Source organism: Salinicola avicenniae (genome assembly GCF_023736115.1).
Lineage (GTDB): Bacteria > Pseudomonadota > Gammaproteobacteria > Pseudomonadales > Halomonadaceae > Salinicola > Salinicola avicenniae.
The window spans coordinates 361,478-375,806 of the sequence record NZ_JAKQZC010000005.1; the positions used below are offsets into that span (position 1 = coordinate 361,478).

General features: G+C 63.5%; 13 protein-coding genes and 2 tRNA genes. 9 read left to right on the forward strand and 6 right to left on the reverse strand.

The window, feature by feature from the left end; all coding sequences use genetic code 11:
- Positions 1-143: 143 nt before the first annotated feature.
- Genes prmC through hemA form a run of 3 tightly spaced genes read right to left on the reverse strand, consistent with a single transcriptional unit; the run spans position 144 to position 3,327 of the window.
- The gene (gene prmC / locus MC381_RS13795) at positions 144-971 is read right to left on the reverse strand and encodes a peptide chain release factor N(5)-glutamine methyltransferase (protein ID WP_251978323.1); all 828 of its coding nucleotides are present in this window, start codon (positions 969-971) and stop codon (positions 144-146) included.
- A complete protein-coding gene (gene prfA / locus MC381_RS13800) occupies positions 968-2,056 on the reverse strand; it encodes a peptide chain release factor 1 (RefSeq protein ID WP_251978324.1) in 1,089 nt (362 codons plus the stop codon). The genes prmC and prfA overlap by 4 nt, the downstream gene beginning before the upstream one ends.
- A complete protein-coding gene (hemA, locus tag MC381_RS13805; RefSeq protein WP_251978325.1) occupies positions 2,053-3,327 on the reverse strand; it encodes a glutamyl-tRNA reductase in 1,275 nt (424 codons plus the stop codon). Before hemA ends, prfA begins: the two co-directional genes overlap by 4 nt.
- 307 nt (positions 3,328-3,634) lie before the next feature.
- Between hemA and MC381_RS13810 the strand changes: the two genes are divergently transcribed.
- The 9 genes from MC381_RS13810 (at position 3,635) to MC381_RS13850 (ending at position 11,167) form a co-directional block, all read left to right on the forward strand.
- Complete coding sequence (locus MC381_RS13810) at positions 3,635-5,428, forward strand: tetratricopeptide repeat protein (RefSeq protein ID WP_251978326.1); 1,794 nt, start codon at positions 3,635-3,637, stop codon at positions 5,426-5,428.
- Entirely contained in the window at positions 5,403-6,086 is a 684-nt protein-coding gene (gene lolB, locus MC381_RS13815; protein ID WP_251978327.1) for a lipoprotein insertase outer membrane protein LolB, read from the forward strand. The genes MC381_RS13810 and lolB overlap by 26 nt, the downstream gene beginning before the upstream one ends.
- Positions 6,083-6,970 carry a 4-(cytidine 5'-diphospho)-2-C-methyl-D-erythritol kinase gene (gene ispE / locus MC381_RS13820; RefSeq protein ID WP_251978328.1) on the forward strand — a complete coding sequence of 296 codons (888 nt, stop codon included), beginning with the start codon at positions 6,083-6,085 and terminating at the stop codon, positions 6,968-6,970. The genes lolB and ispE overlap by 4 nt, the downstream gene beginning before the upstream one ends.
- A 120-nt stretch (positions 6,971-7,090) precedes the next feature.
- A tRNA-Gln gene (locus MC381_RS13825) sits at positions 7,091-7,165 on the forward strand.
- A gap of 269 nt (positions 7,166-7,434) precedes the next feature.
- Entirely contained in the window at positions 7,435-8,376 is a 942-nt protein-coding gene (locus MC381_RS13830; RefSeq protein WP_251978329.1) for a ribose-phosphate pyrophosphokinase, read from the forward strand.
- 148 nt (positions 8,377-8,524) lie between these two features.
- Positions 8,525-9,172, forward strand: coding sequence for a 50S ribosomal protein L25/general stress protein Ctc (locus MC381_RS13835; protein ID WP_251978330.1), 648 nt, complete (start codon positions 8,525-8,527; stop codon positions 9,170-9,172).
- A gap of 34 nt (positions 9,173-9,206) precedes the next feature.
- Positions 9,207-9,791, forward strand: a complete 585-nt coding sequence (gene pth / locus MC381_RS13840; protein ID WP_251978331.1) for an aminoacyl-tRNA hydrolase — start codon at positions 9,207-9,209, stop codon at positions 9,789-9,791.
- A gap of 113 nt (positions 9,792-9,904) precedes the next feature.
- A complete protein-coding gene (gene ychF / locus MC381_RS13845) occupies positions 9,905-10,996 on the forward strand; it encodes a redox-regulated ATPase YchF (protein WP_251978332.1) in 1,092 nt (363 codons plus the stop codon).
- Between the two features lie 94 nt (positions 10,997-11,090).
- Positions 11,091-11,167 (forward strand) — tRNA-Met (locus MC381_RS13850).
- 135 nt (positions 11,168-11,302) lie between these two features.
- Here the strand turns inward: MC381_RS13850 and MC381_RS13855 are convergent.
- The 3 genes from MC381_RS13855 to dgcN form a co-directional block, all read right to left on the reverse strand.
- The gene (locus MC381_RS13855; protein ID WP_251978333.1) at positions 11,303-12,166 is read right to left on the reverse strand and encodes a D-amino-acid transaminase; all 864 of its coding nucleotides are present in this window, start codon (positions 12,164-12,166) and stop codon (positions 11,303-11,305) included.
- A gap of 147 nt (positions 12,167-12,313) precedes the next feature.
- Positions 12,314-13,294, reverse strand: coding sequence for an N-acetyl-D-Glu racemase DgcA (gene dgcA / locus MC381_RS13860; RefSeq protein ID WP_251978334.1), 981 nt, complete (start codon positions 13,292-13,294; stop codon positions 12,314-12,316).
- The gene (gene dgcN, locus MC381_RS13865; protein ID WP_251978335.1) at positions 13,288-14,289 is read right to left on the reverse strand and encodes an N-acetyltransferase DgcN; all 1,002 of its coding nucleotides are present in this window, start codon (positions 14,287-14,289) and stop codon (positions 13,288-13,290) included. The genes dgcA and dgcN overlap by 7 nt, the downstream gene beginning before the upstream one ends.
- Between the last annotated feature and the right edge of the window lie 40 nt (positions 14,290-14,329).

Consider the following 14,329-nt stretch of genomic DNA (forward strand, 5'->3'; position numbering starts at 1 on the left):
CACGCGCGTCCTGCTCACACTCGGCATGACGCACCATTTCATAGCGGCATTATTACTAACACAGCAAGATAACGCTCACTAGCCGCGATCTCGCTTACCGTTCAACGCACAGGTAACTCAAAACCACAGACGGCAACGACAATTCAACACCATTGCCCGCCGGAAACCCGCTCGTGTCCGCCCAGATCGCGATACGATTCGACCTGCTGGAAACCTCGCTGCGTCAGCGCGTCGCGCACCGCCGCCGCCTGGTCGTAGCCATGCTCCAGCCACAGCCAGGCACCGGAACGCAGATGGTCTGGCGCCATCTCGACAAGATGGAGCAGCGCGGCCATTCCATGCGCTTCGGCCACCAGCGCAGAGCGCGGCTCGAAGCGGACATCAGCTTGCCCGAGATGCGGATCGTCATTGGCGATATAGGGCGGATTGGAGACGATCAGGTCGTAGCGTTCGCCCGGCATGGCGGCAAACCAGTCGCTCTGGCGAAAGGTGGCGTTGACGATACCCAACGCTTGCGCATTGGCGCGTGCCAGCGCGACCGTCTCCTCGGTCAGGTCGGCGCCGGTGACTTGCCATTGCGGTTTTTCGCTGGCGAATGCCAGGGCAATGGCACCGGTCCCCGTCCCCAGATCGAGCAGCGCGCCTTGCTCGCCGGCACAGGCCAGAGCGACTTCGACGAGGCACTCCGTATCGGGCCGCGGGATCAGCGTCGAGGCAGACGTCTGCAGTGACAGTCCCCAGAACTCTCTCACGCCGGTCAGATAGGCGACCGGGCAGCCACCGACGCGCCGCTCGATCAGGTCAACGAACGTGGCCAGCTCGGCCTCCGTCAACTCGCGGTCACCCCAGGTATAGAGCCAGGTCCGGTCTCGGCTGCAGACGTGGCTCAGCAGCACTTCGGCGTCCAGACGCGGAGTCGGCGAACCTTCGAGCCGAAGCGCCGCCTCGCGCAGGGCATCGTCGACCGTCATTCCTCGGCCTGCAGCGCCGCCAGCTGGTCAGCCTGGTACTCGTTGACCAGTGGTACGATGACCTCGTCGAGCTCGCCGCCGAGCACTTCCCCGAGCTTGTAGAGCGTCAGATTGATGCGGTGATCGGTAAGCCGCCCCTGAGGAAAGTTGTAGGTCCGGATGCGCTCGCTGCGGTCACCGGAGCCGACCAGCGAACGTCGGGTATCGGCCTGCTGCTGGCGCTGGGAGTCAACGGCCGCCTGCTTGAGCCGTGCCGCCAACAGCGACATCGCCTTGGCCCGGTTCTTATGCTGGCTGCGCTCCTCCTGGCACTCGACCACGAGCCCGCTCGGCAGGTGGGTGATGCGGATCGCCGAATCGGTGGTGTTGACGTGCTGGCCACCCGCACCGCTGGAGCGGAAGGTATCCACCCGCAGGTCATTGGTGTCGATATCGACCTCACCGACCGCGCTGGCTTCGGGCATCACCGCCACCGTACAGGCAGAAGTATGTATCCGCCCCTGAGACTCAGTCGCCGGCACGCGCTGCACGCGATGGGCACCGGACTCGAACTTCAGCGACGCATAGACGTTCTCGCCCTTCACCCGTGCGATGATCTCCTTGTAACCGCCCTGCTCGCCGTGGCTGGCACTGACGACCTCCACGTTCCAGCCACGCTTCTCGGCATAACGCGAGTACATGCGAAAGAGATCGCCGGCGAACAGCGCAGCCTCGTCGCCGCCGGTTCCGGCGCGAACCTCCAGAAAGACGTTGCTGTCGTCGTCCGGGTCCTTGGGCACCAGCAGCCGCTTGAGGGTCTCCTCCAGCGCGTCAAGGCGAGTGCGCGACTCGCGCCACTCCTCTTCGGCGAGCTCGCGCATATCGGGATCGCTGTCCTGACGCATCTGATCGGCCGCCTCGATGTCGCTTTCCGTGCGGCGATAAGCGAGCCATGCCTCGAGCAACGGCTCGAGTTCGGCATATTCGCGGGAGTAATCACGGAAGCGGCGCTGGTCGGCAATGACTTCGGGATCGGAGAGTAACGCCGCCAGCTCTTCAAAACGTTCCTGAAAGGCGTCGAGTCGTTCGCGCAGAGACGCTTTCATGCAGAATCCTGTGTTGTGGCGGAGGCTTCCAGCAGCAGACTATCCGCCGCCTGAATGATGTCCTGACGGGACTGTCCCGACGCCTCGCGCAACCGCAGGGTCGGAACGTGCATCAGTTTGTTCGCGAGCTGGTGGGAGAGCCGCTTGATGACGGCTTCCGGATCCTCGCCGCGCGCCAGCTGCGCCAAGGCTTCCGCCTCCGAGGCCTGGCGCAGCGCCTCGCCGTGCTGACGATAGCGCCGGATGAGATCCCCGGCGCCTCGGACGCGACGCTCGTGCTGCCACTGGCCGACGCCGCTATCGATCAGCGCCTCCGCCTCGCGGGCGGCGACCTCTCGATGCCGCCGATTCTCGGCAATGACCTGCTGCAGGTCATCGACGCTGTAAAGAAAGACATCGTCGAGATTCCCCACCTCAGGCTCGATATCCCGCGGCACGGCGATATCGACCATGAGCATCGGGCGATGCCGACGCACCTTCAGCGCGCGCTCGACCATACCCTTGCCGAGGATCGGCAGGTCGCTGGCCGTCGAGGCGATCACGATATCCGCCTGTTCGAGTGCCTGTGGAATACCGCCCAGCTCGATGGCCCGCCCGTCACAGGTTGCGGCCAGCGCCTGCGCCCGTGCCAGGGTCCGGTTGGCGACGGTCAGCCCCATGATGCCGGCCTCGCGCAGATGCTGCGCCACCAGCTCGATGGTCTCGCCGGCGCCGATCAACAGCGCCCGCGCCCGGCTGAAGTCGTCAAAGATTCGACTCGCCAGACTGACGGCGGCATAAGCGACGGAGACAGGATTTTCGCCAATGGACGTCTCTGTGCGCACCTGCTTGGCGACGGAGAAAGTCTGCTGGAACAGGCGCTCCAGCTCACTGCCCAGTCCAGCGTGCTGACGCGCCATCTGGTAGGCGTCCTTGAGCTGGCCAAGGATCTGCGGCTCACCCAGCACCATGGAGTCGAGGCCTGCTGCCACGCGCATCAGGTGTCGCGCCGCTTCGCCCTCGTGATAGTGGTAGGCGCAGTTGAGCAGCTCGTCGATGGGCATCTGATGGAAGCCGCTCAGCCAGTCGAGCAGCTGACGCTCACCCTCGGCGACGGTGACGCAGTAGAGTTCGGTCCGATTGCAGGTCGACAGGATCGCCGCCTCCTGCACGTCGGGCAGCCCTCGTAGCTGCACCAGCGCGGATTCGAGCTGGGCCGGCGAAATGGCGACTCGCTCGCGCATCTCGATGGCGGCGGTTCGGTGGTTGATACCCAGAGCTAGCAGCGTCATGAAATCACGGTCATTAGTCTTGCATGGGGCTGGCACTTGCGCCGCGCATCAGCGCTGCGGCAGGCCGGAATCGGGAGCGCGCGGAGGCAACCTCACGACCCGCTCCCCGAGTCATCTCGACCGACTGTCAGGTTCCCGCCGAGACAACGCGAGCCGGACGCTCCGCACGATGCCAGTGCGGCCCGCCCGGCCCCGGTGGCGCCATTCTAGCACAGCCCGCGCGGACTGAGCAGGCGGCCCCCTTGTCAAGATTGACCCCGGCCCGCCAGCCGTTATGCTGGAACGACCGATCGATCTCGAGGGCGGCATGTCCACACGTCTTTTCTTCGCCGCCGGCTGCGCGGCCCTGCTGGCTGGCTGCCAACACATATCGACCGACGGACCGTCTGCGCCGGCGGACGACCCGATGCGGACAGCGCCGCCCATCACGCGAGGCTTCGATGCGCAGGGCCTCTCCGATGTCCTGCTTTCCGAAATGGCTGGCCAGCGCGGTGATTTTCAGCGTGCCGCCGAAGGCTACCGGGCCGCCGCCGAGCGTTATCGCTCGGCGGCGCTTGCCGAACGCGCCACGCTGGCCGCGCGCTATACCGATGATACCCGGCTACTGCAGTCGAGCGCCGACCTTTGGCAGCGCCTGGCACCAACGGCCACGGCACCGCGTGAACTGCTGTCGGGCATGGCCATCGATCGCGGCGACTGGCCAACCGCCTTGCAGTATCGGCTGGCCCTGACTGACAGCGGCGAGGATGCCCAGCTACTGGAATTTAGCGAGCTGGCCATGCAGGCGGGCGCCGACCTGCCGACACTTCTGGCACAGCTTCGTGATTTCGCGCGCACGCACCCGACACATGCCGACGCCCAGATGGCCACCGCGCGCCTGGAAGCGGCAACCGGAGAGACAGACCGCGCCCAGCAGCGGCTATCAAGGCTGGCAGCCTTACATCCCGAGGTGCCGGCGCTCTGGCTGACCCGTTCGCAGATTGCCGTCGAGAACGGCGATAATGCCACGGCAATCGCCAGCGCACGCCGTGGCCTAGAACTGGCGCCCGATGACAGCCGTTTCCTGCTGGCACTGGCACAAGCCGAGATTGCCAGTGGCGATATTGCCGCCGCGGAGCAGCGAGTCGACCTCTTGCTGGCGCGTCACGATGAAACCCCAACCCTGCGACTCGCCCTGGCGCGACTCTACCTGGAGGCCGACGCGCTGGAGCCCGCGCGACGCCTGCTACTACCGCTACTGGACCGCGACGAGACGCCGCCGGCGACCTACCTGTTACTGGGAAGCATCGCTGAGACCCAGGAAGAGCCGGACAACGCGCTGCTCTACTATCGACAGGTACCACCGGGACCGGGATTCCTCGACGCACGCGCCATGGCCGTGCAGATGCTGGTCGATGCCGACCGACTTGACGACGCACAGCGTTTCCTGCGTATCGAAAGCCTGCGTCACCCAGAGCAGCGTGCTTCGCTGACCCAGATCGGCCTCCAGGCCTTCGACGCCGCTGGCCACACAGCCGTCGGCGATGAGCTGCTCGACGACGCCCTGCAGCAGGCACCAGATGATACCGACCTGCTCTATGCACAGGCGATGCGTGATTACACACGCGGTGATGTCGGCACCATGCTCTCTCGGTTGCGGCGCATTATTCAGCTCGACCCCAACGATGCCGCCGCGCTCAACGCGCTCGGGTACACCCTGACCACCACGACCGAGCGCTACGACGAAGCTCTGACATTGCTCGAGCGCGCCCATGCGCTCGAGCCCGACAGCCCGGCGATCCTCGATAGCCTCGGCTGGGCACACTTCAAGCGCGGCGATACCGATACGGCGCTGGACTACCTAAGTCGCGCCTATTCAGCGCAGCCCGACCAGGAAGTGGGCGCGCATCTGGCCGAAGTGCTCGCCACCCAAGGCCGGACGCGCGAGGCGCGCCGGATTGTCGAGGCCGCACTCGCCGCCGGGGCGCCGCATCCCGATATCGATGAGTTGCTGAAACGCTACCCTCAGCTCTCGACGGCAACCGATGCAAATTCCCACCAACCAACCTCCCCGACCGATTCGACAGGACGTCACGATGCCGTTTCTCCCCCAGGCCAGTGATCGGCCGCCCCTTCGCTCCCCGGCTCGCGAGCCTTCCCGCGCTACTTGGCGGTGGCCACCGCTCGGTGCGCTGCTGCTGAGTGCTTGGCTGGCAGGCTGCGCCAGTCAGGCGCCGACGCCCGACATGCCACGTCAACCCGACGACTGGCAGAACCAGCAGCCAGCGCTCGAGGCGCTGACTCACTGGAATCTGGCCGGCAAGGTCGGTCTGCGGACACCGGAGGACAGCACCAGCGCCAATCTCGACTGGCAGCAGGCACCGACGCACTACCGCATGCTGATCAGCGGCCCGTTTGGGGCCGGCCGTAGCGTGCTGGAAGGCCGCGACCGACGCGTCACGCTGACCACCGGAGACGGCACCTTCGAAGCCGCATCCCCCGAAGCCCTGATGATGCAGCAGCTTGGCTGGTCGCTACCAATCTCGGCGCTCGATTACTGGATCAAGGGCTTGCCAGCGCCTGGCGCGCCACATCAGGTGACCGCCGACGAGTTCGGCTTCCCCGATACATTGCGTCAGGCCGGCTGGGATATCGACTATCGCGCCTGGACCTATGCCGGCGGCCTGTGGCTACCCAGCCGACTCGTCATGACCTATGACGACATCCGCGCCACTCTCGTCGTCAACCGCTGGTCTCCCGGGCAGGACACGCCTCGATGAAATCGCTGACGCTGCCATCACCGGCCAAGCTCAATCGTCTGCTGCGGATCACCGGGCGCCGCGCGGATGGTTACCACGAGCTGCAGACCCTGTTCCAACTGCTGGACTACGGCGATACGCTGCACGTCACCGCCCTACCGCCCGGCCACGAAACGATCGAACTGACTTCAGACCTTGCCGGGGTCGCGGCCGAGGACAATCTCATCGTGCGGGCCGCACACCTGCTTCAGCGTACGACCGGCTGCCGCCAGGGCGCTCGAATTCGCCTCGACAAGCGGCTTCCCTTGGGTGGGGGACTCGGCGGTGGCAGCTCCAATGCTGCCACCACGCTGCTGGCACTGAATCGACTATGGGCGCTCGATCTTGACCTGGAGCGCCTGGCGACGATGGGGCTCGAACTCGGGGCCGACGTACCGGTTTTCGTGCGCGGACAGACCGCCTGGGCCGAAGGGATCGGTGAAAAACTGGAACCTGTCACGCTTCCGCCCTCATGGTTCGTGATCATTCACCCTGGCGTCTCTGTCTCGACGCCTGCGGTCTTTGGACACGCAGATTTGACACGCGACAGCGCGGTCATTACTATGCGTCGCGCACTCGACGGGGCCACCCCCGAAACGGTGTGGCGCAATGACTGCCAATCTGTGGTCAGAGCGCTCTATCCCGAAGTGGATCGTGCACTGAACTGGCTTGGCCAGTACGGTGACGCCATGCTGACCGGGACCGGAGCCTGCGTCTTTTGCCCGATGGATGATGAGGCCAGTGCCGATCGCGTACTGCGCCATGTCCCCAAAGGGTGGCAAGCCTTCAAGGCACAGGGAGATAACCTGTCTTCCCTGCACCGAACGCTGGAGGCTGACGAGGTCCGAAATAGAGACCCGGCGTGATGCGACATACGTGATTCTGGGCAGTTTTCTCAGACCGTTATCGCCACCGCGACTGGTTTTGTCTCCGGACCTAGCCAAAGGTTAGCGCGATTACGCATAATGAGCGCTGCCGATGTTTGCTGGGGTATAGCCAAGTGGTAAGGCACCGGTTTCTGGTACCGGCATTCCCAGGTTCGAATCCTGGTACCCCAGCCACTTCCCTGAATTTCTCGACAAGCCTGCATACGGAAAACGGGACGCGATGGCCATTCAGCCCACACGATTTCCCTACCGGCGTTGCGGTTGCTTCTCCTGCCGTTTCGACACGCCCCGCTGCCGGGTCGCCTTGTGCCGTTTTCACGTCACACGTCGCCTGCCTGCAGAGGTCGGTGTCGCGGCGTCAGCGCCCCGCAGGCTTGCCCGCCGCTCCAACGGCAAACGAATGCTCTCTCCCGACCTTCAACAGCTCTCAAAGGTGGCCGCGCGTGTCTAAATTGATGGTTTTCACCGGTAATGCCAACGTTGGACTCGCGTCCAAAGTAGCCGAATGCCTGGACAATCGACTCGGCCATGCCACGGTCGGACAGTTCAGCGACGGCGAGATCGCCGTCGAGATCAACGAGAACGTTCGCGGCAAGGATGTCTTCATCCTGCAGTCGACCTGCGCACCGACCAACGACAACCTGATGGAACTGATCCTGATGGTCGATGCTCTGCGTCGCGCCTCCGCTACGCGCATCACCGCCGTTGTCCCCTACTTCGGCTATGCCCGCCAGGACCGCCGCGTGCGTTCGGCGCGCGTCCCGATTTCGGCAAAGGTCGTCGCCGACATGATGGTCAAAGCCGGCGTCGACCGCGTGATGACCATGGATCTTCACGCCGACCAGATCCAGGGCTTCTTCGATGTGCCGGTGGACAACGTCTACGGCTCGCCGATCCTGCTTGACGATATCGAGCGTCAAAACTACGACAATCTCGTCGTGGTCTCCCCTGACGTCGGCGGCGTGGTACGTGCCCGCGCCATCGCCAAGCAGCTCAACGTCGACCTGGCCATCATCGACAAGCGCCGCCCGCAGGCCAACCAGGCGCAGGTCATGCATATCATCGGCGACATTCAGGATCGCACCTGCGTGGTGGTCGACGACATGGTCGACACCGCCGGCACCCTGTGCAAGGCAGCAGAGGCGCTCAAGGATCGCGGCGCCCGCCGCGTGGTCGCCTACGCGACGCATCCGATCCTTTCCGGCCCCGCCGTCGACAATATTAGCGGTTCGGTGCTTGACGAACTCGTCGTTGCCGATACCATACCGCTCTCCGAACCTGCGCGTCGCAGTGGCAAGATTCGTCAGTTGACGGTCGCCGGCCTCATCGCCGAAGCCATTCGCCGTGTCAGCAACGAGGAATCCGTCAGCGCAATGTTCCACTGACCGCTTCACGGCTCGACCGTGAAGACGAGCAGGACATTCGTACGGAGACATGAGCGACTGCCGTGTGGGTAGTCGCTTCAATGGAAACGACAAGGTCTGGTCGCGGGCCTTGGCGATTTCCTTTATCGACCGATAGAGGTGACACTCAATGTCCCAATACACACTGAATGCCAACGTTCGTACGGAGCTGGGGAAAGGTGCGAGCCGCCGCCTGCGCCGCAAGAACGAACAGGTTGCTGCCATCATCTACGGTGGCGAAGCCGCTCCGCAGCCGATCACCATCGACAAGCCGGCCTTCTACAAGGCGATCGAAGACGAAGCCTTCTTCTCCTCGGTCATCGACCTCAAGGTCGACGGCAAGAGCGAGCAGGTTGTCATCCGTGACCTGCAGCGCCATCCGTACAAGGCGCTGATCACCCACGCCGACTTCATGCGTGTCGATGCGACTCACGAGCTGACCCTGAACGTGCCGCTGCACTTCCTCAACGAGGAAACCTGCAAGGGCGTCAAGGACGAAGGCGGTGTACTGCACGTGCTCAACAACGACGTTCAGATCAGCTGCTTGCCGTCCAAGCTGCCTGAGTACCTGGAAGTCGACGTTGCCAACCTGGGCCTCGGCGAAACCATTCACCTTTCCGACATCAAGCTGCCGGAAGGCGTGACGCTGGTTGAACTGAGCCATGGCGAAGAGCACGACTATGGCGTCGTCAGCGTTACCCAGCCGACCGTCAGCCGTGAAGACGAAGCTGCCGGTGAAGGCGTCGACGAAGACGGCGAACCGAAAGACGAAGCATAAGCCTTCGTCCAAGACCGGATAACAGGCAGTCGGCATGGCAGTGAAAGCGATCATTGGCCTCGGTAATCCCGGGGCGGAATACGAAGACACCCGCCACAATGCCGGCGCCTGGCTGGTCGAAAGACTCGCTCGGGACGCTGCCGAAACACTGCGTTCCGAGCGAAAATTTTTGGGTCTTCACGCCAAGATCCGCCTGGGCAGGCATGACCTTCACCTGCTCAACCCCACCACATTCATGAATCGCAGCGGTGCCTCCGTGGCCGCGCTGTGCCAGTTCTTCAAGATCGCTCCCGACGAGCTGCTTGTGGCCCACGACGAGCTGGATATCGCTCCCGGGTGTGCGCGCTACAAGACCGGCGGCGGGCATGGTGGCCATAACGGTCTGCGCGACATCATCAGCGCGCTGGGCAACGCCAACAGCTTCCATCGTCTACGCATCGGCATCGGCCATCCCGGCAGTGCCAAGCTGGTAACCAACTACGTGCTCGGCCGCCCCGGCAAGCAGGAACGCCAGGTGATCGACGACGCCATCGACGAAATCATCACCACCCTTCCTGACGCGATCGGTGGGGATTGGACGCGCGCGATGCAGCGCCTGCACAGTTTCAAACCGGCCTGACCCTCAGTCCCGACCGCTAGGAGTGGCCCACGCCGGCCGCGTCCCGTAGAATGCCCGCCATCCAGGGCGTTGCCCTCTCGTTGTTTCAGTATCGAATCTCTCAGGATCAGACCATGGGTTTCAATTGCGGCATCGTCGGTTTGCCCAATGTCGGTAAATCGACTCTCTTCAATGCGCTGACACGCTCCGGCATCGACGCCGAGAACTTCCCGTTCTGCACCATCGAGCCGAATACCGGTATCGTGCCGATGCCGGATCCGCGTCTCGACAAGCTCACCGAGATCGTCAAGCCGGAAAAGGTCGTCCCCAATACCATGGAGTTCGTCGATATCGCCGGACTGGTCGAAGGCGCGTCCAAAGGCGAAGGACTCGGCAACCAGTTCCTGGCCAATATCCGCGAGACCGACGCCATTGCCCACGTCGTGCGCTGCTTTGACGACGACAACGTCATCCACGTCGCCAATCAGGTCGATCCGACCGCGGATATCGAGACGATCAATCTCGAGCTGGCACTGGCCGACCTGGATGCGGTCGAACGCGGCATCCAGCGTCTGACCCGCGTGGTCAAAGGTGGCGACAAGGACGCCATCGCGACCAAAGCGATACTCGACCGAATTCAGCCGCACCTGGCCGAAGGCAAGCCATTGCGCAGCTTCGGCCTGGATGCCGACGAACAGCGCCAGGTTCGCAGCTACGGCTTTCTGACGCTGAAACCCACGATGTATATCGCCAACGTCAACGAAGACGGTTTCGACAACAATCCGCATCTCGATACCGTGCGCGCGATCGCTGCGGAAGAGAACGCCGTCGTGGTGCCAGTCTGCAACAAGCTCGAGGCGGAAATCGCCGAGCTCGAGGACGAAGAGCGCACCATGTTCCTCGAGGAGATGGGCATGGAAGAGCCCGGGCTCGACCGCGTCATTCGCGCCGGTTTCGGTCTGCTCGGCCTGCAGACCTATTTCACCGCCGGGGTGAAGGAAGTCCGTGCCTGGACGGTGAAGATTGGCGCCACCGCACCGGAAGCCGCTGGCGTCATCCATACCGATTTCGAGAAAGGCTTCATTCGCGCTGAAGTGGTCAGCTATGACGACTTTGTCACGCTGGGCGGCGAGAGCGGCGCCAAGGAAGCGGGCAAGTGGCGCCTCGAGGGCAAGACCTACATCGTGCAGGATGGCGACGTGATGCACTTCCGTTTCAATGTCTAATGCCCGCCCGCGCTTTTTTGATAAAAAGCGTTGACGTTTCATCGGCTTATGGTATTATTCGCCCCCGTCGACAAACGCTACGGCGAACGACGAAGGCTACGTAGCTCAGCTGGTTAGAGCACATCACTCATAATGATGGGGTCCCCTGTTCGAATCAGGGCGTAGCCACCAGATACGCAAAAGCCCACCGAATTCGCTTCGGTGGGCTTTTTCTTTGCCTGCGGTTACCGCACGATAGCTGCCGCCCGATACACCACGCTACCTATCCAAGACGCGTTGGTGCAGGCGGCAGCGACCCGGGCGAACTTAAACCGCGCGGCGGCGGCTCTCCTCGATGTAGGCGGCTCGCAGCCGCAACGCGACCTCTCCCGGGACACCATCACCAATCGGCACACCGTCCACGGCAATCACCGGCGTCACAAAAGATGTGGCCGAGGTCACGAAGCATTCCCTGGCCTGCTTCGCCTCTTCCACGCTGAACGCGCGCTCCTCGATATCCAGAGAGAGCGCCTCAGCGATTGCCATCACGGCAGCCCGCGTAATGCCAGGCAAGATGGCGCTGGAGAGCTCGCGCGTCACCAGCACCCCCTCCCACGTCAGCATCCAGGCGTTGTTGGAGGCCCCTTCCGTCACCTTGCCGGCCTCGACCATCCAGGCGTCGTCTGCCCCTGCCGCCTTCGCCGCCATCTTCGCCATGGAGGGATAAAGCAGCTGCACGGTCTTGATATCACGTCGGGCCCACCGCCAATCGGGTTGCGTGGCGACACGAATGCCTTCACGGCCCGAGCGGCTTTCCAGTAGAGGCTTGGCCTGCGTGAAGAGGACGAGCGTTGGCGTGAGATCCGCCGAGGGAAAATCGAAGTCTCGATCTCCCGGGTTGCCGCGTGTCAGCTGCAGGTAGACCAGCCCCTCGGCCAAGTCATTGCGACGTACCAGCTCGCGATGAATCTCGAGCAACGCCTCGTCTGCCCAAGGCAGGGGCAGCTCGAGCTCGGCCGCCGAACGACGCAGACGCCGCATATGCCCCTCGAAATCGACCAGCTTGCCACCGAGCACCGAGCAGACTTCGTAGACCCCATCGGCGAACAGGAAGCCGCGATCGAAGATGGAGACCTTCGCGTCCTGCTCCGCCACATAGTTGTTATCGATATAGACCGTGCGTTGTGTCATTTCTCTACCGTCTCTGGTTATCGGTTGCCACTTCCGATCCGGGGGCGCTGTCGGCGCTCAGGCCCCCTGCGCCAAGGTTGGTGACAGTGTCAGTCGCAAGCCCCAGTCACCATCGCGACGAGGTCGCCACGGGATCGGTAATCGACTTCAGCCCCAAAGCGCCGCCGACGCTGGATGTATCCCCTCGCTGTCGAAACGCATGCCAGGATCACGGTCCTGCGCCAGCAGCAAAGGGCCGTCCAGATCGACGATCGCCGCCCCCTGTGCCACCAGCAGCGCCGGCGCCATCGACAGCGAGGAGCCGACCATGCAGCCGACCATGATATCGAATCCCTGCGCCAGCGCCGCCTGTTTCAGCGCCAGCGCTTCCGTCAAACCGCCGGTCTTGTCCAGCTTGATATTGATCATGTCGTAACGGCCGACGAGCTTCGCTAGCGACTCGCGATCGTGGCATGCCTCATCGGCACAGACCGGCAGCGGACGCGCGATCTCGGCCAGCGGCGCGTCGGCATCCGTTGGCAGCGGCTGTTCGACCATGCTGATACCGAGCTCGACCAGCACAGGCGCCAGACGCTGATAGGCTTGGGCATCCCAGCCCTCGTTGGCGTCGACAATGATGCGTGCCGCCGGCGCCCCCTCACGCACGGCTTGCAGGCGCTCGATATCGCCCTCCCCGCCCAGCTTGAGCTTCAGCAGCGGCTTGTCGGCATGTCGCTTCGCTTTCTCACGCATGATGTCCGGCGTGTCGAGCGACAACGTGAAGGCCGTAACTTCCGGCTGCGGCGCATCGAGCCCGGCCAGCGCCCACACCGGCTTGCCGGCCACCTTGGCCTCGAGATCCCAGAAGGCGCAGTCCAGCGCGTTGCGCGCGGCGCCGGCCGGCAACCGCGACTGTAGCCCCGCGCGATCCAAGCCCTGGGCGAGATCATCGCCCACCGATTCGATCTGCGCGATCACGCTTTCGACAGACTCGCCATAGTGCGCATAAGGCACACACTCGCCGCGACCGACATGCAAACCATCGGAGAGTGTCACGACTACCACGCGAGCATCGGTGCGCGACCCCCGCGAGATAGTGAACACTTCCGCCAGGGGAAATACCTGCTCTTCTACCGTCAGCTTCAACATGCCAATACCGCCTCGGCGAGACGCTTGGCACCCTGACGATAAGGATCGACGCAGGGCAGCCCCAAACGTTCCTCCAGTGCCTCCAGATATGCATCGGCTTCATCCGCCGCCATGCCGGAGGTGTTGACCGACACACCGACCACCTGGCAGTCAGGATTGACCACTCGAGCCAAAGGCAATGCGGTGTCGCGAAGCTGCTCCAGCGTCGGCAGCTGATAGTGCGGCAACCCGCGCATGTGCGTGCGCGTCGGCTCATGGCACAGGATCAGCGCATCGGGCTGGCCGCCATGAATCAGCGCCATGGTGACGCCGGAATACGAAGGATGGAACAGGCTGCCCTGTCCTTCGATGATATCCCAGTGATCATCGTCGTTGTCCGGGGTCAGCCACTCGATCGAGCCAGCCATGAAGTCGGCGATGACCGCATCCAGCGGCACGCCCTGACCGGTGATCAGGATGCCGGTCTGGCCGGTGGCCCGGAAGCTGGACTTGGCGCCGGCATCCCGCAGGGCGATATCGAGCGCCAGCGCGGTGTACATCTTGCCGATGGAGCAATCCGTACCGACCGCCAGACAGCGCTTGCCGCGGCGCTTCTTGCCATCGCCAATGGGGTACTGAACCTGAGGCACGCGCACGTCAATCAGTTGCCCGCCGTATTGTTCGGCCGCCTCGACCAGCTCGGGCTCATCACGTAGCAAGTTGTGCAGGCCGGAGGCGATATCCATACCGGCCGCCAGCGCCTCCTTCAGTACCGCGATCCAGCTACGAGAAATCACCCCACCGCGGTTGGCCGCGCCGATCACCAGCGTCTTGGCACCCTGCTCGACCGCCTGCTGGATATCGAGATCCGGAATGTTCATGTCCGCCTGGCAGCCGGGCAAACGGTACTGCCCCAGCGCATACTCGGGACGCCAGTCGCGGATACCCTGTGCGACCTTGGCGGACAACGGATCGGGGACATCCCCGAGAAACAGAAGATAAGGCGTCTTGAGCATGTATGCTTTTCCTAGTGAATGAAAACCGAATTCATCAGTA

Excerpts from the sequence above, each read along its gene's own strand:
- prmC (WP_251978323.1), bottom strand. The coding sequence starts at position 971 with ATGACGGTCGACGATGCCCTGCGCGAGGCGGCGCTTCGGCTCGAAGGT.
- prfA (WP_251978324.1), bottom strand. The coding sequence starts at position 2,056 with ATGAAAGCGTCTCTGCGCGAACGACTCGACGCCTTTCAGGAACGTTTT.
- hemA (WP_251978325.1), bottom strand. The coding sequence starts at position 3,327 with ATGACGCTGCTAGCTCTGGGTATCAACCACCGAACCGCCGCCATCGAG.
- MC381_RS13810 (WP_251978326.1), top strand. The coding sequence starts at position 3,635 with ATGTCCACACGTCTTTTCTTCGCCGCCGGCTGCGCGGCCCTGCTGGCT.
- lolB (WP_251978327.1), top strand. The coding sequence starts at position 5,403 with ATGCCGTTTCTCCCCCAGGCCAGTGATCGGCCGCCCCTTCGCTCCCCG.
- ispE (WP_251978328.1), top strand. The coding sequence starts at position 6,083 with ATGAAATCGCTGACGCTGCCATCACCGGCCAAGCTCAATCGTCTGCTG.
- MC381_RS13835 (WP_251978330.1), top strand. The coding sequence starts at position 8,525 with ATGTCCCAATACACACTGAATGCCAACGTTCGTACGGAGCTGGGGAAA.
- pth (WP_251978331.1), top strand. The coding sequence starts at position 9,207 with ATGGCAGTGAAAGCGATCATTGGCCTCGGTAATCCCGGGGCGGAATAC.
- ychF (WP_251978332.1), top strand. The coding sequence starts at position 9,905 with ATGGGTTTCAATTGCGGCATCGTCGGTTTGCCCAATGTCGGTAAATCG.
- MC381_RS13855 (WP_251978333.1), bottom strand. The coding sequence starts at position 12,166 with ATGACACAACGCACGGTCTATATCGATAACAACTATGTGGCGGAGCAG.
- dgcA (WP_251978334.1), bottom strand. The coding sequence starts at position 13,294 with ATGTTGAAGCTGACGGTAGAAGAGCAGGTATTTCCCCTGGCGGAAGTG.
- dgcN (WP_251978335.1), bottom strand. The coding sequence starts at position 14,289 with ATGCTCAAGACGCCTTATCTTCTGTTTCTCGGGGATGTCCCCGATCCG.